This window comes from Zhongshania aquimaris, assembly GCF_019312595.1.
In the GTDB taxonomy this organism is placed as follows: Bacteria; Pseudomonadota; Gammaproteobacteria; order Pseudomonadales; family Spongiibacteraceae; genus Spongiibacter; species Spongiibacter aquimaris.
In genome coordinates this window covers 1,303,444-1,321,964 of record NZ_JAHWDQ010000001.1, presented here as the reverse complement: position 1 = coordinate 1,321,964, position 18,521 = coordinate 1,303,444, and the positions used below count along the sequence as shown (strand labels likewise).

Annotated in this window: 21 protein-coding genes and 1 pseudogene; 14 read left to right on the top strand and 8 right to left on the bottom strand. The window is 50.0% G+C overall.

Annotated features, from left to right (window positions below):
- Nucleotides 1-21: 21 nt before the first annotated feature.
- Nucleotides 22-708, bottom strand: coding sequence for a tRNA (guanine(46)-N(7))-methyltransferase TrmB (gene trmB / locus KXJ70_RS06050; protein WP_219042529.1), 687 nt, complete (start codon nucleotides 706-708; stop codon nucleotides 22-24).
- 78 nt (nucleotides 709-786) lie between these two features.
- Between trmB and KXJ70_RS06045 the strand changes: the two genes are divergently transcribed.
- Together KXJ70_RS06045 and KXJ70_RS06040 are read left to right on the top strand one after the other, a co-directional pair.
- Nucleotides 787-1,509: an acyltransferase gene (locus KXJ70_RS06045; RefSeq protein ID WP_219042528.1), complete on the top strand. Its 723-nt coding sequence runs from the start codon at nucleotides 787-789 to the stop codon at nucleotides 1,507-1,509.
- Between the two features lie 118 nt (nucleotides 1,510-1,627).
- Nucleotides 1,628-2,023, top strand: coding sequence for an MAPEG family protein (locus tag KXJ70_RS06040; protein WP_219042527.1), 396 nt, complete (start codon nucleotides 1,628-1,630; stop codon nucleotides 2,021-2,023).
- 33 nt (nucleotides 2,024-2,056) lie between these two features.
- Here KXJ70_RS06040 and KXJ70_RS06035 read toward each other — a convergent pair whose 3' ends face one another.
- The 3 genes from KXJ70_RS06035 to KXJ70_RS06025 all read right to left on the bottom strand — a co-directional run bounded on the left by KXJ70_RS06035 (nucleotide 2,057) and on the right by KXJ70_RS06025 (nucleotide 6,375).
- Nucleotides 2,057-2,998, bottom strand: a complete 942-nt coding sequence (locus KXJ70_RS06035) for a hypothetical protein (RefSeq protein WP_219042526.1) — start codon at nucleotides 2,996-2,998, stop codon at nucleotides 2,057-2,059.
- 167 nt (nucleotides 2,999-3,165) lie between these two features.
- Nucleotides 3,166-4,266 carry an MBL fold metallo-hydrolase gene (locus KXJ70_RS06030; protein WP_219042525.1) on the bottom strand — a complete coding sequence of 367 codons (1,101 nt, stop codon included), beginning with the start codon at nucleotides 4,264-4,266 and terminating at the stop codon, nucleotides 3,166-3,168.
- 93 nt (nucleotides 4,267-4,359) lie between these two features.
- Nucleotides 4,360-6,375 (bottom strand): NADPH-dependent 2,4-dienoyl-CoA reductase, encoded by a 2,016-nt coding sequence (locus tag KXJ70_RS06025; protein ID WP_219042524.1) that lies wholly within the window; start codon nucleotides 6,373-6,375, stop codon nucleotides 4,360-4,362.
- A 149-nt stretch (nucleotides 6,376-6,524) separates the two neighbouring features.
- Between KXJ70_RS06025 and KXJ70_RS06020 the strand changes: the two genes are divergently transcribed.
- The 4 genes from KXJ70_RS06020 to KXJ70_RS06005 all read left to right on the top strand — a co-directional run bounded on the left by KXJ70_RS06020 (nucleotide 6,525) and on the right by KXJ70_RS06005 (nucleotide 9,615).
- A complete protein-coding gene (locus tag KXJ70_RS06020; protein ID WP_219042523.1) occupies nucleotides 6,525-7,178 on the top strand; it encodes a TetR/AcrR family transcriptional regulator in 654 nt (217 codons plus the stop codon).
- Nucleotides 7,179-7,310: 132 nt separating this feature from the next.
- Complete coding sequence (locus tag KXJ70_RS06015) at nucleotides 7,311-8,261, top strand: ABC transporter ATP-binding protein (protein WP_219042522.1); 951 nt, start codon at nucleotides 7,311-7,313, stop codon at nucleotides 8,259-8,261.
- The gene (locus tag KXJ70_RS06010; RefSeq protein ID WP_219042521.1) at nucleotides 8,258-9,019 is read left to right on the top strand and encodes an ABC transporter permease; all 762 of its coding nucleotides are present in this window, start codon (nucleotides 8,258-8,260) and stop codon (nucleotides 9,017-9,019) included. The genes KXJ70_RS06015 and KXJ70_RS06010 overlap by 4 nt, the downstream gene beginning before the upstream one ends.
- 5 nt (nucleotides 9,020-9,024) lie before the next feature.
- Nucleotides 9,025-9,615, top strand: a complete 591-nt coding sequence (locus KXJ70_RS06005; protein ID WP_219042520.1) for an HAD family hydrolase — start codon at nucleotides 9,025-9,027, stop codon at nucleotides 9,613-9,615.
- On the opposite strand, the pseudogene KXJ70_RS06000 reads toward KXJ70_RS06005, so the two are convergent.
- Nucleotides 9,612-10,001, bottom strand: a pseudogene (locus KXJ70_RS06000) (zinc-binding dehydrogenase); the annotation flags it as partial. The gene KXJ70_RS06005 and the pseudogene KXJ70_RS06000 sit on opposite strands and share 4 nt — an antisense overlap.
- A 198-nt stretch (nucleotides 10,002-10,199) precedes the next feature.
- Nucleotides 10,200-10,880, bottom strand: a complete 681-nt coding sequence (locus KXJ70_RS05995) for a zinc-dependent alcohol dehydrogenase family protein (RefSeq protein ID WP_219042519.1) — start codon at nucleotides 10,878-10,880, stop codon at nucleotides 10,200-10,202.
- 185 nt (nucleotides 10,881-11,065) lie between these two features.
- Here KXJ70_RS05995 and KXJ70_RS05990 point away from each other — a divergent pair, with 185 nt between their 5' ends.
- The 4 genes from KXJ70_RS05990 to KXJ70_RS05975 all read left to right on the top strand — a co-directional run bounded on the left by KXJ70_RS05990 (nucleotide 11,066) and on the right by KXJ70_RS05975 (nucleotide 14,426).
- Nucleotides 11,066-11,956, top strand: a complete 891-nt coding sequence (locus KXJ70_RS05990; RefSeq protein WP_219042518.1) for an acyl-CoA thioesterase — start codon at nucleotides 11,066-11,068, stop codon at nucleotides 11,954-11,956.
- Nucleotides 11,957-12,104: 148 nt separating this feature from the next.
- Nucleotides 12,105-12,653: a 1,6-anhydro-N-acetylmuramyl-L-alanine amidase AmpD gene (gene ampD, locus KXJ70_RS05985; protein ID WP_219042517.1), complete on the top strand. Its 549-nt coding sequence runs from the start codon at nucleotides 12,105-12,107 to the stop codon at nucleotides 12,651-12,653.
- A 3-nt stretch (nucleotides 12,654-12,656) separates the two neighbouring features.
- Nucleotides 12,657-13,511 carry a regulatory signaling modulator protein AmpE gene (ampE, locus tag KXJ70_RS05980; protein WP_219042516.1) on the top strand — a complete coding sequence of 285 codons (855 nt, stop codon included), beginning with the start codon at nucleotides 12,657-12,659 and terminating at the stop codon, nucleotides 13,509-13,511.
- Between the two features lie 36 nt (nucleotides 13,512-13,547).
- Nucleotides 13,548-14,426, top strand: a complete 879-nt coding sequence (locus tag KXJ70_RS05975; protein ID WP_219042515.1) for an ROK family protein — start codon at nucleotides 13,548-13,550, stop codon at nucleotides 14,424-14,426.
- A gap of 94 nt (nucleotides 14,427-14,520) precedes the next feature.
- On the opposite strand, the gene KXJ70_RS05970 is transcribed toward KXJ70_RS05975, so the two are convergent.
- The gene (locus KXJ70_RS05970) at nucleotides 14,521-15,075 is read right to left on the bottom strand and encodes a cob(I)yrinic acid a,c-diamide adenosyltransferase (protein WP_219042514.1); all 555 of its coding nucleotides are present in this window, start codon (nucleotides 15,073-15,075) and stop codon (nucleotides 14,521-14,523) included.
- A gap of 101 nt (nucleotides 15,076-15,176) precedes the next feature.
- Here KXJ70_RS05970 and cobU point away from each other — a divergent pair, with 101 nt between their 5' ends.
- From cobU to cobC, 3 genes are read left to right on the top strand one after another with little or no spacing between them, the layout of a single operon-like run.
- A complete protein-coding gene (gene cobU / locus KXJ70_RS05965; RefSeq protein WP_219042513.1) occupies nucleotides 15,177-15,698 on the top strand; it encodes a bifunctional adenosylcobinamide kinase/adenosylcobinamide-phosphate guanylyltransferase in 522 nt (173 codons plus the stop codon).
- A gap of 3 nt (nucleotides 15,699-15,701) precedes the next feature.
- Complete coding sequence (gene cobT / locus KXJ70_RS05960) at nucleotides 15,702-16,748, top strand: nicotinate-nucleotide--dimethylbenzimidazole phosphoribosyltransferase (RefSeq protein WP_219042512.1); 1,047 nt, start codon at nucleotides 15,702-15,704, stop codon at nucleotides 16,746-16,748.
- A gap of 15 nt (nucleotides 16,749-16,763) precedes the next feature.
- Complete coding sequence (gene cobC, locus KXJ70_RS05955; RefSeq protein ID WP_219042511.1) at nucleotides 16,764-17,375, top strand: alpha-ribazole phosphatase; 612 nt, start codon at nucleotides 16,764-16,766, stop codon at nucleotides 17,373-17,375.
- A gap of 144 nt (nucleotides 17,376-17,519) precedes the next feature.
- Here cobC and KXJ70_RS19535 read toward each other — a convergent pair whose 3' ends face one another.
- Nucleotides 17,520-17,903, bottom strand: a complete 384-nt coding sequence (locus KXJ70_RS19535; RefSeq protein WP_219042510.1) for a winged helix-turn-helix transcriptional regulator — start codon at nucleotides 17,901-17,903, stop codon at nucleotides 17,520-17,522.
- A gap of 119 nt (nucleotides 17,904-18,022) precedes the next feature.
- Between KXJ70_RS19535 and KXJ70_RS05945 the strand changes: the two genes are divergently transcribed.
- A complete protein-coding gene (locus KXJ70_RS05945) occupies nucleotides 18,023-18,499 on the top strand; it encodes a carboxymuconolactone decarboxylase family protein (RefSeq protein ID WP_219042509.1) in 477 nt (158 codons plus the stop codon).
- Nucleotides 18,500-18,521: the final 22 nt, after the last annotated feature.

Here is an 18,521-nt window from a genome sequence, read left to right as displayed (position 1 = left end):
ACAGTGGCGTGCTAAACCGGACTATATCGATGAGGTAATCGTGCAGCTGCAGTCCCACAAAGGCTGGCCGGCGAGATGGTATTTGCGTTCAAACGCGGTGATCGTTGCGGCGGGGTGGTAGGCGGTGGCTTTTGCGGTATTGCCTGTCATGGAGAGCGCCGCTGCAAACTCATCAACGTATAACTTCCAATTACTTCTCAGTGTAATGTTGCCACCAAGTTTTATCAGTGCGGGGAAAACCGCTGAGCCGTGCACGCGATATTGTAACTGCGCGCTTTTGGGCCAGGGGTTGGGGTACAGCAAAAAGTGTCTCTGTAGCTGCCAATTGGCATCCACTGCCAGGCGCCAGAAATCATCGACATCCGCACGGACGAGGAGATAGTTTTCTAGATCTTCGTGTTGATCTATCTGATGCCGCTGCAGTCGTGCCGCCGATTTGTCGACGCCGATCACAAGTGAGTCTGGATATTGGCGGGCAATTTGGCGACTGCTTTCACCGGTACCGCAAAAAGAGTCGAGAATTAGCGGTCGGCCTCTGCCATCGAGCCATGCGTTCGCGCTATTGAAAGCATCTACATTATGTTGAGCATAGGGTTTCTTAAATAGATGGTGCAGGTGCTTCGTCACCGTCGATGCCAGGTTCGGGTGAATACCGCGCTGATTACTTGTCACCTCCCTAGGGGGTGTGTTGTCGCTGCGTTTTTTCATGAATTGGTAATATTGTATCGATTGCTCTGCGGGGCCGCCCTTGCGACACTAGCGCACCACAATAATGATGGCGAGCTAATGCGGCAGGACAGACGACCCTATTGGGTGAAGAAAATATATTTGCGTTTTCGCAGCTGGTATACCCAGCATTTTTTGAAGCCTGCTTGTGATTATCTTGGCGATTATCCCACTTTTATGAAGCCGTGGTATATCTCCATTTCGGGACCGAATATCGAGATTGGTCGTTGCGCGACAATAGTTGGTGAACCTGACGGCCGCGTAAAAATTGGGGTGTGGGGCGCAGACGAGACAAGTGGCCGGATCAAAATTGGTGACTACGCCATGATTAGTCCGGGCACCCGTATTTCTGCCGCCAATGAAATTATTATTGGTGACAGTGTCATGATGGCAAACGGTGTCTATATTACCGATAGCGATTGGCATGAGCTGTATGATCGCGGCCGTCGTAGTGACAAAGTGACGCCGGTGCATATTGCTAACAATGTTTGGCTTGGCGATCACTGCACTGTTTTGAAGGGCGTTTCAATCGGTGAGAACAGTGTGGTGGCGGCGGGTGCGGTCGTCAGTAAAGATGTGCCGGCCAACGTCATTGTGGCTGGCAATCCCGCTGTTGTTGTGAAAGCCCTTGATCCAGAAATCGAAATGAAAACCCGCGCTGATTTTTTTGCTGATCCAGCAGGACTTGAGGTGTTTTTTGATGGCGTAGATAAAATGGTCTTACAAGAAAATGGGTTTTTAAATTGGTTGCGTACGCTAATCAAACCCAATTGCACTGATTAATTTAGTCGTTATATAGAGATCACAAAATAGTTCGACTTTTTTTATTGGGTGCGACGATCGATTACGTATTAATAATTAGAAAAAATTATTTTAATAACATAAAACGAGGGGATGAAAAATGAGTATCGCATTTTGGTGTATTTTTGTTGCGGGTCTTATGCCAGGGCTTACCGCCTTGATTGCAAAATTAGGAAAAACGGAAATTGGTCAGTTCGACAATAATCATCCGCGGGAGTGGATGGCAAAACTAGATGGTCGACGCGCCCGTGCGGTGGCTGCTATGCAAAACGGTTTTGAAGGATTTCCCTTGTTTGCGGCGGCGGTTATTATCGCGCAATTTGGCGGTGCGGCTCAGGACTGTGTGAATCTGCTGGCGATGTCCTATATAGGTATCCGCGTCGTTTTTACTATCTGCTACCTGCAAAATTGGGCAACCGTGCGCAGTTTAGTATGGTTTGCCGGTATTGGCGTGATTTTGACGCTATTTTGTATCACGCCGGCAGTGACGGCTTAGTGTGTTTTGCCGGCGCACGTTAGTGCGCCGGTATCAATTTTTGCGATTGGGATACAGCGGCGTGTCGCTAAATTCTAATATCGCGGGTTGTCCTTCCGAACCAATTAATACTTTCTTGCCATCCTGAGTAAATGTACCGGACTCAGCCTGACGCAGGCGATTATTAATTCGCGCATACGGGCTTTTATTTAGCGCGTCCAGCCAACTTTGATTTCGTTCCCGTTTGAAAAAATACGTGTTTCGCAATGTGACTATCATAGCGATATCACCGCTGGGATTAATTTCCATCGCCGTTGGCGAGCCGCCGCTAATACCACCCTGGCGCTGCGCTTTGTGTTTTTCGATACTTGGGATACTGCGTATCTCGCCAAGATAATTAAGGGGTATGGGCTTTCCTGATATCGCGTCTAACGAAAAGCGATATAGGCGCGGGTGCGCGTCGCGTTTGGTTAGAATGTAAACAAACCGCTCGGTGGCATCGACGGCCATTGCTTCGGCGTCGTGGGGGCCATCTTCGTAGATCAGCGAATAGCGACGTTTAATATTCGCGTGAATGATGGGTTTGCGCAGGTCTTTGGGTTCACTTACTAAATACACGTCAGCGAAGGGGCGAAGCATCATATTGTCGCCAATGTCGCCGATCAGTAGGTAGGAGCCGCTGCTGTCTTTAAAGCTGCTCATGTCCTCCCAGTCAAAGGCGCTGCTGCCGTTGATCCTCAATTCGGTTTGCGCTTTGCCAGTACTATCAAATGAAAATAGGCGGCCTCTGTCGCCGCTGTCATTGTGTGCCCAAAAATGATTCTTATAAATATTACTGGCGGCGACACCGCTCATTTCGGTCAGCCACTTATTGTGAACCGCAAAACGTTGTCGATTCAGTGTGTCGGGCTCCGCTGCGTGCGCCGCCTGAATAAAATGCAGTACCGTGACTGCAGCGATTAGGAGCGAACGTAGTATCTGGCCGTGATGGGGCATGCATGTCCTTTTTGCGAGGGTTGCGGAATGCGGCGTGCAATTGGATAGCCAACGAGATTGTATCGCGTCGCGAGGACTTGGAGGCGTTGTTTTACCTTTTGTTCCACCCAAATGCGGTGGCTTATACTTACGAGCGAGTTTTACGATCCGTTTAAATGAGCTGAATATTAAGGGAGCTTTCGAGTTTCTCCTATAGACATGGTGGTGAACTCGCCTTCATTTATGCGGCCTTGTCGTTGCGCTTGCGCAATGAGTTTTACCGGTTCATCTATGGCTTCAGCGCTAAGCTGAAAGGTCCCCCAGTGCATGCCAATACTGCGTTTAGCCCGTATATCTTTGTGAATTTGAATAGCTTGCTCAGGGTCGACGTGTTGCTCATTGAGAAAGCTACGTGGATGGTAGGCGCCAATTGGGATTAACGCTAAATCAACGCCGCCGAGGCGTTTTCCAATCTCAACAAATTGATGAGGGTTGTATCCGGTATCGCCCGCAAACCAAATACTTCGGTTGGCAATTTTCACATGCCAAGATGCCCACAAAGTGTCAAAGCGGTCGAATAAGCCGCGCCCAGACCAATGTTGTGATGGGGTTGCGGTGGCGATGATATTGGCATCTTCACGGCTTTCCCACCAATCAAATTCGTGGATGTGATCAGGTGGAATTCCCAATTTGGTAAACCAAGTACCAAGTTTTGCGGGCACTAAATAATGGGGTGATTTCCCCAGCGCTTCTATAGTATTTGCATCAAGATGGTCATAGTGATTGTGAGAGATAAGCACGTAATCGATAGCCGGTAAGTCATCGATGCCGATGGGCATAGGAACCAAACGGGGATAGCCGCCAAGCGGAAGTGGTGACACGCGTGGCGATAGTATGGGGTCGGTTAGAATAGCAATGCCGCGATACTGGATTAAAAAACTCGCGTGCCCCAGCCAGGTAAGCTGAAACTCATCTGGCTCAGCGGAGCGAAGATCAGCGATGCGGTCGACTACGGGAACGAGATGGGCGTTGGCTTGGTTGTCGGCTATTTTTAGATCGGAAAAGTAGCGCAGTCGAATGATATCCCAAATACTTTTATCAAAATCCAGCCAATAGGGGTTGTGAAATTTTTCACCATCGTAATGGTTGCTGACTCTGGTGGCGTCGTTTGTATTACTACTTGACGATGTGCTGCTGCACGCCGTAAGACAGATAAGCACGCAGATAATTGCTAAAAAACGGTAGGGCTTGCGAAGTTGCATTGTTTGAAGTGCTGCGTCATATGCCATGGTTTTAGCGCATAGCAAATGACGGCCTCTGTTTAGAAACACAGCTTCAATACGGTGATTGCGGGGCGGCAGATTCCATGCCCCGCAATTTTTTTAGATTGCCGCGGCGAGTCGCGTGCCCTGGTCAATCGCGCGTTTGGCATCTAACTCCGTGGCCAAGTGTGCACCACCAATTAAATGGACCGGCGCATTTAAGCCCACGCTTAGCTCGGTAAGTGATTCTTGGCCCGCGCAAATAATGACATTATCGACGTCGAGAATGCGCTCCTCGCTGCCGACACGGATATGTAGGCCGGCATCATCTATTTTTATATACTCGCAGCCCGGCACCATATTGACGCCTTTTTTCTGCAAGCCTGCGCGGTGAATCCAGCCGGTGGTTTTGCCTAGCTTATTGCCAACCTTAGATACTTTGCGCTGTAGTAAATAAACCTCACGCGGTGACTCACCTGGTTCGGCGGTTATACCTTCAATACCGCCGCGCGCTTGCAGGCTCATGTCTACACCCCATTCGCGCATAAAGGTGGGAATATTGGTGCTTGAATCGCTGTTGTGAGTTAGGAATTCAGCGACGTCAAAGCCGATACCACCAGCGCCAATGATGGCGACTTTTTTGCCAACGGCCTTACCGTCGCGTATCACATCGAGGTAGCTCATGACTTTGGGGTGATCGATGCCGTCGATGGGCGGCGTGCGCGGCTTGATGCCGGTGGCCAATACTACCTCGTCAAAATCACCGTCATTTAATATTTGCTGATTGACGGTGGTGCCGAGTTTTGTTTGTACGCCAGTGATCTGTAAGCGGCGGTCAAAATAGCGGATTGTTTCGTTAAACTCTTCTTTGCCGGGCACTTTCTTGGCGATATTAAATTGGCCGCCAATAGCAGTCGCCCCGTCAAATAAGGTCACCGTGTGACCCCGTTCAGCGGCGGTAGTGGCGAAAGCGAGTCCGGCGGGGCCGGCGCCAACGACGGCAATGGTTTTACGTTTTGTCGCTGCCGATATATTCAATTCAGTTTCATGGCAGGCGCGGGGGTTAACAAGGCAGCTGGTTAGCTGGCCGCTAAATATATGGTCTAAACAGGCTTGATTGCAGCCTATGCAGGTATTGATCTCATCCCCTCGTCCAGCAGCAGCCTTCACGATAAAGTCAGAATCTGCTAGGAAGGGTCTTGCCATAGACACCATATCGGCATCACCGCGAGCGAGTACTTCCTCGGCAACTTCTGGGGTGTTGATGCGGTTTGACGTAATAACCGGCACGCTTAAACCTGCGCGGAACTTGGCGGTTACCCAAGTAAAGGCAGCGCGGGGAACCTTGGTCGCGATGGTTGGAATGCGCGCTTCGTGCCAGCCTATGCCGGTATTAATTAAGGTGGCACCCGCTTTCTCAACGGCTTGTCCGAGACTCAGTATTTCGTCGAAGCTACTGCCGCCTTCAACCAGATCAAGCATGGAAAGACGGTAGATAATAATAAAGTTTTCACCGGTTGCCTCACGTACTCGGCGCACGATTTCTACTGGTAAGCGCATGCGATTTTCATAGTCGCCACCCCATTCGTCGTCGCGATGGTTGGTGCGGTTGGCTAAGAACTGATTGATGAAATAGCCTTCAGATCCCATGATTTCCACGCCATCGTATCCCGCTTTTTGGGCGAGCACAGCTGAGAGCACAAAGTCCTGAATCTGCTCTTCAATTTGATCAACGGTCGCAGCTTCCGGAGTGAAGGCATTGATTGGCGCGCGGATCGCGGACGGTGCGATGGGGTTCTCATTAAACGCATAGCGACCAGTGTGCAGGATCTGCATACAGATTTTGCCATCTTCAGCGTGAACAGCGTCAGTCACTATGCGGTGGCCGACGCAGTCTTCTTCGGTGCGGAGCATTTTGGTGTGCTCATGTGTGGCTGCCCGCTTATTAGGGCCAAAACCGCCGGTTACAATTAGCGAAACGCCGCCGCGAGCGCGCTCGGCAAAAAAAGCTGCCATACGTTCAAAGCCATTTTCTGCCTCTTCTAGGCCAGTGTGCATCGAGCCCATGATGACGCGGTTCTTGAGTACGGTGAAGCCGAGGTCTAAGGGCTTCAGCATATTGGGGTAGTTGCTCATAGTTGAATTCTCTTCGCTCTGGGTTTTAGGCTTATTCGCGCTAGTGCTGAGATGACATTTATCAAAAAACCTCAAACTAGACGGTGTCAAGTTTGTCGAGATTACAGTTCAATATAGACAGTGTCAAGATTGCTTGGTAAATTGCGGCTATGACAAGTCATCCTGAAAGCGCCTCCTGCCCAACTAGCGAAAAGCCATATCATCACGGTGATTTGCGGCGTCAAATTTTAGACGAAGCCGCTCGTCTGCTAAGAGAGGAGGGCGAGGCCGGCTTGTCCATGAGGAAATTGGCGCAAAACCTTGGTGTGTCTCGAACAGCGCCCTATCATCACTTCGCTGATAAGCAGGCCTTGCTGTGCGGCATAGCCGAAGAAGGATTTCGCCACTTGCGCGAGGTCGTGCGCACGCCGCCTTATATTGAAGGAGCTGAGATAAGCGAGGCGGCCGTGCGCGTGTTTGTGCGGCGTTATGTGCAGTTCTCAATTGATAATGCGGAATATTATGAGCTGATGTTTGGTGCTCGCTTGTGGAAGTCACAACAGCTAACCGAATCATTAACGGTTGAGGCCCACAACGCCTTCAAAGTCTATATCGAGCAGATTCGGGTTTGGCAGCAATCGATACGCAATCCAAATATTGATCCCCTTCGTTTTGCACAGGTCAGTTGGTCGACACTGCACGGCATGAGTCGACTCTTGATTGACGGTATTTACCTCGATGCGACCGCAATCAATGTGATGAGTGATACCGCCGCGAAAATGTTTTGGCAGCAGCTTTGCCCGCCGTCACAGGTAGCTAGCTAGTTGCTAAGGTTTGGCGATTAGTCCTTAGTTTCACCGCGCTTGTACTTGCCAAGCTTCCCCACATCGCCGACACTCGTGGGCGATTTATTTTCACTTGCGGGCAACCATTGGCCGCAGTCTTGAGGAGTGTTCGTGTCAGCGATTATCAATGTTCAAAATTTGAGCAAGACTTACGATTCTGGATTTCAAGCTCTACGCGACGTTTCACTAGAGATACAGCGCGGCGAAATTTTTGCCTTGCTCGGGCCAAATGGCGCCGGCAAAACCACCATGATCAGTATTATTTGCGGCATTGTGAACCCAAGTTCCGGCGTTATTACCGCCGACGGTCACGATATCATTCGCGATTTTCGCGCAGCGCGTAGCAAAATTGGTTTAGTGCCGCAGGAACTTTGTACAGACGGTTTTGAGAGTGTGATATCGACGGTCAATTTTAGTCGCGGATTATTTGGCCGCGCGCCGAATAAAGCATATATAGAACAAATATTGCGGCAGTTGTCGCTGTGGGATAAGCGCGATTCCCGCATTATGGAATTGTCGGGTGGTATGAAGCGACGGGTGATGATTGCCAAGGCCTTATCGCATGAGCCAGAAATCCTGTTTCTCGATGAGCCGACGGCGGGTGTCGATGTTGAGCTGCGTCGAGATATGTGGGAAATGGTTCGCGGTCTTCGCGAGCGCGGCGTCACCATTATTTTGACCACGCACTACATCGAAGAAGCGGAAGAAATGGCAGATCGCATCGGAGTTATTAGCCGTGGCGAGCTTATTCTTGTAGAAGAAAAAAGTGCCTTGATGGATAAACTGGGACAAAAGCAATTGCGCCTGCAATTGCAAAAGCCGCTGCTCGCGCTACCCGCGGAATTGAAAGATTACCCCCTGTCGCTAACCGATGACGGTCTTGAGTTGATCTACCATTTTGATACCCAGGGCGATCAAACCGGTATAGCCGATCTATTTAGGCGTCTCGATGAGCACGGTATCGACTACAAAGACCTGCGCTCCAAGCAGCGCTCCCTAGAGGAAATATTTGTGAGCTTAGTAACAGAGCGAGCATCCGCAGACACGGAGGCCGCCCGATGAACTTCCATGCAATAAAGGCAATCTATAAATTTGAGTTGCATCGCACGTGGCGGACCATTATGCAAAGTATTGCATCGCCAGTGATATCGACCTCTCTGTATTTTGTGGTGTTTGGTTCCGCTATCGGCTCGCGTATGGTTGAGATCGATGGAGTGAGTTATGCGGCGTTTATCATTCCAGGTTTGGTGATGTTGGCCCTGCTGACAGAAAGTATTTCTAATGCCTCGTTTGGTATTTATTTCCCCAAATACAACGGCACTATTTATGAAATTTTGTCTGCGCCCATTTCGATGCGAGAAATTGTATTGGGCTATGTCGGCGCGGCGACCACCAAGTCGGTCATTGTCGGCAGTATTATATTGCTCACCGCAAACTTGTTTGTGGACTATCACGTTGCCCATCCATTTTGGATGGTGACGTTTTTAATTTTAACAGCGGCCACCTTTAGCTTGTTTGGCTTTATCATCGGCATTTGGGCTGATGGTTTTGAAAAACTGCAGGTGGTGCCCATGTTAATTGTCACGCCGTTGACGTTTCTCGGCGGTAGTTTTTACTCAATCAGTATGCTGCCGCCTTTGTGGCAGTCGATTACTTTAGCCAACCCAGTGGTATATTTGATCAGCGCCTTTCGCTGGAGTTTTTACGGCGTAGCTGACGTTAATGTCGGGCTTAGTGTGGCGATGATACTGGTGTTCCTCGGCCTCTGTTTGACTGGGATCTATTGGATATTCCGCACCGGCTATCGGCTTAAAACTTAACGGCGATGTTAAAACATATTTCCGCAGTTCTGTTCGATTTAGATGGTACGCTGGTTGATTCTGGCTTAAATTTTCAAGCATTGCGCGCCAAGTTGGGGTGGCCCACTAACGTAGATTTATTGACGTATCTCGCTAATTTGCCATGCCCAGATGAGCGAGCTGCGGCAGAGCAAGTTATTCATGAATTTGAAATGGCTGGCGCAGCGAGCTCGGTGTGGATGCCTGGGGCAAAGGCTCTGCTGGAGTTATTGGTTGAGCGGGGCCTTGCAACGGGAATTGTCACGAGAAATACCCGAGCTGCTTTTGAGCTTTGCAAAAATCGTTTGGCGATTCCGGCGCTTGAGGTCATCAGTCGTGAAGATGCTCCCGCGAAACCAGACCCTGAAGGCTTATTGATGTTAGCGGCAAGGTTTTCAGTATCACCAGCGAATACCATTTACGTGGGTGATTACCTGTACGATTTACAGGCTGCGAAAGCGGCGGGGATGCGCAGTTGCTTATATGACCCCAAGCGCAGTGCGACATTTTCAGATCAGGCGGATATGACTATCCGCCATTTCGATGAGTTATCAAGTCTTGTGCTTGCGGGCTATTAATACGCAATCACTATCTTGCCAAAATGCTTACCCGTTTCCTGGTATCGAAACGCGGCCCCAAGTTCTTCTAAACTAAAACTGCGGTCAATAACCGGGCGAATGCCGGATATGTTAATGGATCTCACCATGGCATTTTGCATTTCGACACTGCCGACTGATAAACCGGTCATTCGTATTTGTTTGGTAAACAGTTTGGGTAACATCAATTCTGCGGTGAAGCCGCCGAGAATACCTATCAGTGAAATATGGCCACCGATGCGGGCTGCGTCAACGGAGTTGGCGAGGGTGGTGCCACCGCCGATATCCAATACATGGTCTACACCACCGCCGGAAAGTTTGTTTATGGTGACTCCCCACTCAGGGTCAGTTTTGTAATTAATAACGACGTCTGCACCTAGTACTCCTTCAACACGATATTGACTGGTTCAGCGCCAAGCAGGCCGTTCCCTGCAAGACGCACTGGCGCAGGCATAGTGGGCCTACGTCAAGCCAGTGCAACGCCGCAGGGGGCGGCCTGCTTGGCGCCCTGCGGGTCAGCCCTACGGCAGTCCATTGCTTCGTTATTTCCTCTCACCATAGGCCCGCTATGCTTTCGAGAAAACGTCTCGCACTGAACCGCCGTAGGACTGACTGTACCCGTCAATATCATGCTGAAGGAGTACTAGTGATTTAAGCTGTTCAAGCTTGTCATCGGTCGAGGTGGTAGCGTATACGTAGGCGCCCGCTGCTTTAGCTATTTGCAAAGCAAAAACCGACATGCCACCCGAGCCTTCTACCAATACCGTTTCGCCTGCTTGTAGGCCGCCTTCAACAATAAGAGCGCGCCATGCGGTTAATGCCGCGCAGGGGAGTGTAGCGGCTTCTGCGTAACTGTAATCTTTGGGAATGGCAGTGACAGAGTTTTGCGATAAGCAGGATTTTTCTACGGCGCAGCCGTCGACGGTGTCACCTAAAAGGGCTAGGGTCTTAGCTTTATTAGCGTGACCTTCTATCCAATTGGGGAAAAACGCTGACATGACTTTGTCGCCGACTTGCCACTTTGTCACGCCGTCGCCAACTGCAATAATGTCACCAGCGCCGTCGGAAAGTGGGATGCGCCCATCGACCACGGGCAGGCTGCCATTGGCGACAAGATAGTCATGGTAGTTTAGCGAACTGGCCCGCCACTGAACGAGAATTTCGCCGTTGCCAGGGGCTGGATCGGCCGTTTCAGTGACAGGCAAGTTATCTAGAGAGGCTGGTTTATTTACCGTGATAACGCGCATTAATATCTCCGAACGTATTGTTACTTAGGGCATCGCTCGATCATAACAAACTTAATGTCGCTGTGGGCGCAAGTGAAATAACCCCGTGTTCTAAAACACCAGACTGCAAATTAGCGAAGTAGCTGATGTATCCTATGATCAATTTTTAAAGGCCGTGGTTCACATATGATGTTAGAGATGGTGTTATGAGTTTGCTCGAGGACTTTTGCGGGCATTTGCGAATGGAGCGTATAGCCGATAAGGAGTTTATTGGCCACAGCCTTTATTCCGCGACAAAAAATAGTGTTTTTGGTGGTCAGGTTATGGGGCAGGCACTATCCGCCGCTTGCCAACTGGTTGAGGGGCGTCAGTGCCATTCCTTGAGTGCACAGTTTTTGCGCGCTGGTAATTTACAAGAGCCTATTCATTACGCAGTCGCGACGCTTCGAGATGGTCGAAATTTTAGCGTTCGTCGCGTGTCCGCCGTGCAGGCAGGTCGGGAATTACTGACCTTGGATGCCTCTTTTCACATCGACGCCCAGGGCTTTGATCAGCAACCGATAATGCCCGCCGTTGCTGAGCCAGAGTCACTCCCCTCGCTGGCGTCCTACCGTGAAAAATTTGAGCAGCTGGGCTTGAATGGTCTATACCATTTTTTGGTAACGAACAATGTTTTTGACTTCCGATGCATTGATCAGCCTTCTTATATAGAGCTTAATAACCGTCCAGCGGTGCAACGTATGTGGATGAGAGCGAAGCATACCTTGCCTAATGAGCAAGCCTTGCAGCGCTCGATACTGGCTTATATCTGTGACAACAATTTCATTCGCACGGCATCGCTGCCTTTTCGGGAGCTAATTTCGTCGCAGCCATCGCAAATGGCCACGCTAAATCATTCAATGTGGATGCATCGCCCTATTAATTTAAACAATTGGCATCTTTACGATATCCACAGTGTAAATAGCTTTGGCGAGCGCTCATTGGTGATTGGTCATATGTATGCGCAAAGCGGCGAGCTGGTCGCAACCATGGTGCAGGAGGGCCTATTGCGATTGATTGATGACGACGCGGGTGCTGTATTTAGTGAGAATGCCTAGCACTCCTTCAATATCATGTTGAAGGAGTGCTCGGTTCGCTGCGCGATTTGGTGATGAGGTTTTGCAAGACACAATCCGGCAGGGTAATCTCAGCGTATTCATGCCATGGCGGCGGCAAACATAGTGGGGTGTATTATGGCGGCAGCGTATGTACCTGATTGAAGCTTCGGGTTGGCTGGCTAATGCAGATAAGCATCCATCGCCAAATTATAATCAACGTCCAAATAGCGCTGAAATTAGCTTGCTAGTGATTCACAATATCAGTCTGCCTGCGGGTCACTTTGGCGGGGCTCATGTGCATGAGCTGTTCACTAATTGTCTAGATTGCAGTGCTCACAACAGCTTTGCCGATCTGCAGGGCTTGACGGTCTCTGCGCACTTGTTTATCGAGCGTGATGGTAAAATAAACCAGTTTGTGTCGTTCAACGATCGGGCTTGGCATGCCGGTGTATCACAGTTTGAGGGGCGGGATAATTGCAATGATTTCAGTATTGGTATCGAGCTGGAAGGTAGCGATGATATCCCTTACACCGATGAGCAATATCGAGAGCTAATTGCGGTAACGCAAAGCCTACAGCGCTACTATCCTGCTATCCTCACAGCACGTATAGTTGGCCACTGCGATATAGCGCCGGGCCGGAAAACTGACCCTGGGTCGGCCTTTGATTGGGCCTATTATAAAAACGCATTGGGATAAATCATGGAATTCTTTGCCATTCTAATCGCTTGGGCGGCTGTGCAGTTTTGGGGTAGCGGTGGCGTTATCCAAGAAGATCAGTGGTTTGCGCGCTACCGCGCAATGACATCTGATATGGGCAGCTCCACTCTTCGGTTGCTAATGCTGGTAGCCTTGCCAGTGTTGTCGGTGTTTGCCGTGCTGTGGTTGCTCGGGCCTTTGCTGTTTGGTCTGCCGGTATTTTTGCTTAGCGTCGCACTATTGCTCTACAGCTTGGGCCGCGGCGATTTTCAGATACAACTAAAGCTCTATCTGAATAGCTGGCAGCGCGGAGATTTAGAAGGCGCCTACCAGCATGGTCGTGGTTTTAGCACAGAGCTGTGCGAAACCGGTGCGGAAAATGCCCTGCAACTGCATTTAAGTGTGCGCAAAGCGATGTTTTATCAAGGCTTTGAGCGCTGGTTTGCGGTAGTGTTTTGGTTTGTATTGGCCGGTCCCGCTGCGGCATTGGCTTACCGCCTGCTGTTTCTGTTGGCGAATGATGATCAGCTAAGGCAAGAGGATCGCGATCGGGCGGCGGTCGCCTTATTTTATATGGAGTGGCTGCCGGTTCGCTTGCTGGGTTTTGCCTTTGCCATTATAGGTAACTTTGATACGTGTATTTCTGCGTGGCGTGAGCATGTTGAAAGTCAACAGCCTTCTGCGGAAATTCTTGATGACGTCGGCATGAAAGCACTGCCGGTGTATTTGCCGGAAGGGCAGGTAGATGGCGAGCAATTTGTAAAATTAGCGACGGAAGAATTGTTAGCGGTGCAGCACTTGTTATCACGTAGCTTGCTGGTGTGGGTTTGTGTGGTAGCGGTAGTGCAGTTGATCTAGGGATGAGTCCCTTACTTATTGTTTGAGGAATGCGGTTTGCGAATAGGCGTTGATCTTGGCGGAACAAAAATAGAAGGCGTATTACTAGATGAAAATGGCCAGCAGATCGCGCGCGAGCGGGTCGCTACCCCTGCCCATAGTTATGAGCAGGTCGTTGAGTCTATTGCCGAATTGGTTGAGGACTTGCAGTGCAAAGCGGGCGGTCGAGCCACCGTTGGCTTGGGTGGGCCGGGTGCGGTGTCTGCCCTCACCGGCTTAATTAAAAATAGTAATACCCTCGCCATAAGCGGTCGTGCGCTGCCAGCAGATTTGGGTAAACGACTTGGCTGCGAAGTGCGCTTTAGTAACGACGCCAATTGCTTTGCCTTGTCGGAGGCGGTTGACGGTGCTGGCGCAGAATACTCTTCCGTGTTTGGTGTCATTATTGGCACTGGCACCGGTGGCGGCGTTGTCATTGATAAAAAAGTGCTGGCTGGTGTGAACAGTATTGCTGGCGAGTGGGGCCACAATCCGATGCCCGGCGTGAGCGAAGAGCGTCTTTGTTACTGTGGCCGCACAAACTGCATAGAAACTTATCTGTGTGGTGCTGGTTTGGCGAAGAGCTATCTTGTTGCGGGCGGGGAGCCGATTAAGGCGCCTGAAATTGCCCGTCGAGCGGCCGCTGGAGAGGGCTTGGCAGAAACCGTGCTCGACACTTATTGTCGGCAGTTAGCTCAGGCACTCGCCGGGGTCATTAATTTGTTAGACCCTGCGGCCATTGTCTTGGGTGGCGGGGTCTCTAATATCGATATTATTTATCAAAAAGTCCCGCAGTATTGGCACGAGTTTGTTTTTAGCGACAGTTGTGAAACCCAGTTGCTTAAAGCGAAATACGGCGATAGTAGCGGTGTTAGGGGCGCTGCGTGGCTTTGGTGATTATTTAGTGGGGTAATTTTTGCGTGAGGTGGTGATTAGCTTCCCGTTTTTGTCGGCATTGCGACAAAAACGGGAAGGTCGATATTTGACTGGCCTAACGCTTATCCGCTTGCAGCCACAGCACTTCCTGCCCGCCATTGCGACGTGCCAGCAGCCTGGCCATCACGAATAAAAAATCAGACAGCCGGTTTAAGTATTGGCGGCCCGTAGCATTAACTTCATCGGTTTTATTAAGCGCGACCAAGCAGCGCTCGGCGCGACGGCAGACAGATCTAGCCATATGGCAGAGTGCTGCAGTTTTGCTGCCACCGGGAAGTATAAAATTTTTGAGTGGCGGTAGGTCTTCATTTAACTCGTCTAAACTCGTCTCAAGCTCGCCAATACGCTCGGCGCTAATCATGGTGTAACCCGGTACGGCTAGCTCCCCACCCAGATCAAATAAATCGTGTTGGATACGCGCGAGAAGTGCCATGTAGGCATCGTCGCTGGGGAGTTCGGCCATTAATAGTCCAATCACGGAGTTAAGCTCATCGACTGTGCCGATACTTTCCATGCGGTGGTGATCTTTATCGATACGCGAGCCATCGCCGAGTCCGGTGGTACCATCATCGCCGGTGCGAGTATAAATCTTCGATAATCGATGTCCCATATTTCCCTCTGCTGCGACCAGTCTTGTAGAATAAGCGGTTTACTATACGTCAGATCACCTTTTGGTGGCAGTATTGGCGGCCATATAGCGGGGGCATTGAGGTGTTGGAACTGTATATTGGTGGCGCGCGGTCGGGCAAAAGTCGCTTGGCAGAGCAACGCATAAGTGGCGGTGCAGACGATGCTCAGCGTATCTATATCGCAACTGCCACGGCCGGCGATGAGGAAATGACAGCGCGAATTGCTCACCATCAGTATCAGCGACGCAACGATGGCTGGCAGACGATTGAAGCGCCCGAGGAGCTTGCGTCGGCAATTCGGCGTCACGCGACGCCAAATACCGCTATTCTAGTTGATTGCTTAACGCTTTGGTTGAGCAACTGGCTAATGAAAGATGATCTGAAGAGTTGGCAAGCTGTGCGCGATGAGTTTTATCAGGTGTTACGTCGCGCAGAGGGCCGCATAGTATTGGTTAGCAACGAGGTGGGGCAGGGTATCGTGCCACTGGGTACATTGAGTCGGCAGTTTGTCGATGAATCGGGGCGCTTGCATCAGGACTTAGCCGCGATGGCAGATCGAGTTGTGTTGGTAACGGCGGGTTTAGAGCAGGTTCTGAAGGGATAAAATATGTCACATTGGTATGAGGAGTCGGCGCCTGAAGCTGACGAAGAATTTCGCGCTTCGGCGCAAGCGCGCCAAGCGAGCCTAACGAAACCGATAGGTGCATTGGGAAGATTGGAAGACGTCGCTATTCAACTGTCGTCTATTCAGCGCACCTTGGAACCCCACGTAAACAAAGCGTTGATCGCCGTATTTGCCGGAGACCACGGCGTGACTACCGAGGACGTATCTGCCTATCCGCAATCGGTTACCTCCGAAATGGTACGTAACTTCGCCAAAGGTGGCGCCGCGATTAGCGTACTCGCCAAGGCCTTGGGTGCAGATTTTAAAGTCATAAATGTAGGTACTGTGTACGCACTGGAAGACTTGCCGAATGTCCTGGATATGCGCGTTGGGGCAGGCACCCAAAATATGTGTGTCACCGAAGCCATGACCATGGAACAGTGCGAAGAAGCTATGGCAGTCGGCCGCGATATCATTGATCAAGCTGGCGATATCGATATTTTTATCGGCGGTGAGATGGGGATTGGCAACAGCACCTCGGCGGCGGCTCTGGCGGTTGCGCACACGCGATTATCAGCCACAGCCATGGTCGGTCGCGGCACCGGCATAAGTGATCAAATGCTCGCCAAAAAATCAGCGGTGGTAACCCGCGCCATGTCACGCCATTTGCCTCACATGAAAAACGGCATGGAAGTTTTGCGTCGCATCGGTGGCTACGAAATTAGCGCCTTGGCTGGGGCATATATTCACGCCGCGCAAAAGGGCATAGCAGTTTTGGTCGACGGTTATATTTGCACGGCGGCGGCCATGTCGGCAGTGCGTATAAACCCATCAATTCGGCCTTGGTTGTTTTTCTCCCACTGCTCTGCAGAGCCAGGTCACAGTCGCTTATTAAATAAAATGGAAGCAGAACCGCTGTTGCAATTAGATATGCGCCTTGGAGAAGGCAGTGGTGCCGCCTTGGCCTTACCTATTATGCAAGCAGCCTGTCGACTGCAAATTGAAATGGCGAGTTTTGAGCAAGCCGGTGTAAGTCGTGGCAATAATTAAGTTGGGACAAACGCAATGGCTAAGGTAACCACAACGCGTATCGATCTGCTTCGCCACGGCGCCTGCGAGGGCGGTGAAATTTTTCGGGGTAGCACCGACGTGGCGCTGAGTGAGCTTGGCTGGCAGCAAATGCGAGATAAAGTGGCGAGCATGGGCGATACCCGCTGGGACAGCATTCTAAGTTCACCACTAAAGCGCTGCCACCGCTTTGCAGAAATGCTGGCAGCAGAGCGCGATACACCACTCACCGTACGTGACGAACTTCGTGAAATGCACTTTGGTGACTGGGAAGGTTTAGCGCACGACGTCGCTCGTCAACGCTTTCCCCAAGAGTGGGCAGATTTTTGGGAATCACCGGCAGAGGCAAGCCCGCCTAACGGTGAACCTATGCCTGATTTTTGTCAGCGCATTACCGCCGAGTTAGATACCATTGCAGAACATCACCAAGGCCAATCTTTGTTACTGGTTGCGCACGGGGCGGTGATACGGGTCATGATTTGCCATTGGTTGGGCATGCCGATGGGTGCGATGACACGATTGGGCGTTCCCTATGCAGGACTCACGCGCTTTACGGTGTATCACCAGCAAGGTAAAACACCGTGGGTGCAGTTGGGTAGCCATTACTAGGGTTTTTGGTGGGAAAGCTTAATCTGTGTATGCGCGTAAAAACTTAAAACCAGTATTGGGATGTTGGTAGTCACGGGGTTAAATGCGTCTATTAACAGCGTTTTTCTTTGGCTTGTTAAATACAAACACTAACATACCGAAAAACTATTTATCGGCATCAAACTTTTCTCTACAAGATCGTATTTCATTGTGATTTCTCTCAGCCCAACCCACCAATTCTATTAGTGGAATCGTAGCCGTGTTACCCATTTTCGTCAGTGTGTATTCTACTCGTGGCGGAACCTCAGGGTATACCTGACGATGTATATAGCCGTCACGCTCTAATTGTCTAAGTGATACTGTCAGCATGCGGCGCGATATATTCTCGATTCTGCGTTGTAACGATGAAAACCTTTCAGGCCCATCCAGTAGTGCAAATAAAATAAGCATCGGCCATTTACTTGTTAGTTTGGACAAAACATCTCGGACCGAACAGTTTTCGTTATCAGGAAAAATACTATTTTTCGTAACATTTTGTTGTGGTTTCATAGCGTATTCTCAACGAGTCTCCCAGTTATAGTTAAGTAACAAAAAAGTGCCTTATTGACACGTTAACATAGACGATAAACAATGGTAACTTAAAGTAACTATAGGGGTGGGGTGAGATAATGGCACGTATAGATATACCCACAGGTGATGATCCGGAGAGTATCCGCTTGCTAGGGTTGCAGCCTAGTATGGGCAACGCAATGGCCGTGTTGGCTGATGCAATATACTCAAAGTCAAGTTTGAATGTTCGAGTACGTGAAGCAATAAGGATGCGAGTCGCTCAAATTAATCAATGCCAAATATGCCTTCAATTTCGTTTTCCGGAGCTGTTATCCGCCGGCATTGATGAGGAGTTTTACGAGGCTGTTACTAACTGGCAACAAAGCGAAATATTAAACGCTAGTGAAAAGCTTGGTATTGAATATGCAGAATTATTTATTCAAGATCATTTAAGAATCGATGATGCTTTTTTTACAAAACTTAAAAATAAATTTTCAGAAATAGAAATCTTTGAAATGACTACAACAATTGCAGGATTGTTGGCAAGTGGTAGGCTTATGCAGGTACTTCAAGTTGAGCAAAGTTGCGCTATCTGAGGCATTTAACGCCACCAGCAGT

Coding starts and splice junctions, on each gene's coding strand:
- trmB (WP_219042529.1), bottom strand. CDS start 708: ATGAAAAAACGCAGCGACAACACACCCCCTAGGGAGGTGACAAGTAAT.
- KXJ70_RS06045 (WP_219042528.1), top strand. CDS start 787: ATGCGGCAGGACAGACGACCCTATTGGGTGAAGAAAATATATTTGCGT.
- KXJ70_RS06040 (WP_219042527.1), top strand. CDS start 1,628: ATGAGTATCGCATTTTGGTGTATTTTTGTTGCGGGTCTTATGCCAGGG.
- KXJ70_RS06035 (WP_219042526.1), bottom strand. CDS start 2,998: ATGCCCCATCACGGCCAGATACTACGTTCGCTCCTAATCGCTGCAGTC.
- KXJ70_RS06030 (WP_219042525.1), bottom strand. CDS start 4,266: ATGGCATATGACGCAGCACTTCAAACAATGCAACTTCGCAAGCCCTAC.
- KXJ70_RS06025 (WP_219042524.1), bottom strand. CDS start 6,375: ATGAGCAACTACCCCAATATGCTGAAGCCCTTAGACCTCGGCTTCACC.
- KXJ70_RS06020 (WP_219042523.1), top strand. CDS start 6,525: ATGACAAGTCATCCTGAAAGCGCCTCCTGCCCAACTAGCGAAAAGCCA.
- KXJ70_RS06010 (WP_219042521.1), top strand. CDS start 8,258: ATGAACTTCCATGCAATAAAGGCAATCTATAAATTTGAGTTGCATCGC.
- KXJ70_RS06005 (WP_219042520.1), top strand. CDS start 9,025: ATGTTAAAACATATTTCCGCAGTTCTGTTCGATTTAGATGGTACGCTG.
- KXJ70_RS05995 (WP_219042519.1), bottom strand. CDS start 10,880: ATGCGCGTTATCACGGTAAATAAACCAGCCTCTCTAGATAACTTGCCT.
- KXJ70_RS05990 (WP_219042518.1), top strand. CDS start 11,066: ATGAGTTTGCTCGAGGACTTTTGCGGGCATTTGCGAATGGAGCGTATA.
- ampD (WP_219042517.1), top strand. CDS start 12,105: ATGTACCTGATTGAAGCTTCGGGTTGGCTGGCTAATGCAGATAAGCAT.
- ampE (WP_219042516.1), top strand. CDS start 12,657: ATGGAATTCTTTGCCATTCTAATCGCTTGGGCGGCTGTGCAGTTTTGG.
- KXJ70_RS05970 (WP_219042514.1), bottom strand. CDS start 15,075: ATGGGACATCGATTATCGAAGATTTATACTCGCACCGGCGATGATGGT.
- cobT (WP_219042512.1), top strand. CDS start 15,702: ATGTCACATTGGTATGAGGAGTCGGCGCCTGAAGCTGACGAAGAATTT.
- cobC (WP_219042511.1), top strand. CDS start 16,764: ATGGCTAAGGTAACCACAACGCGTATCGATCTGCTTCGCCACGGCGCC.
- KXJ70_RS19535 (WP_219042510.1), bottom strand. CDS start 17,903: ATGAAACCACAACAAAATGTTACGAAAAATAGTATTTTTCCTGATAAC.
- KXJ70_RS05945 (WP_219042509.1), top strand. CDS start 18,023: ATGGCACGTATAGATATACCCACAGGTGATGATCCGGAGAGTATCCGC.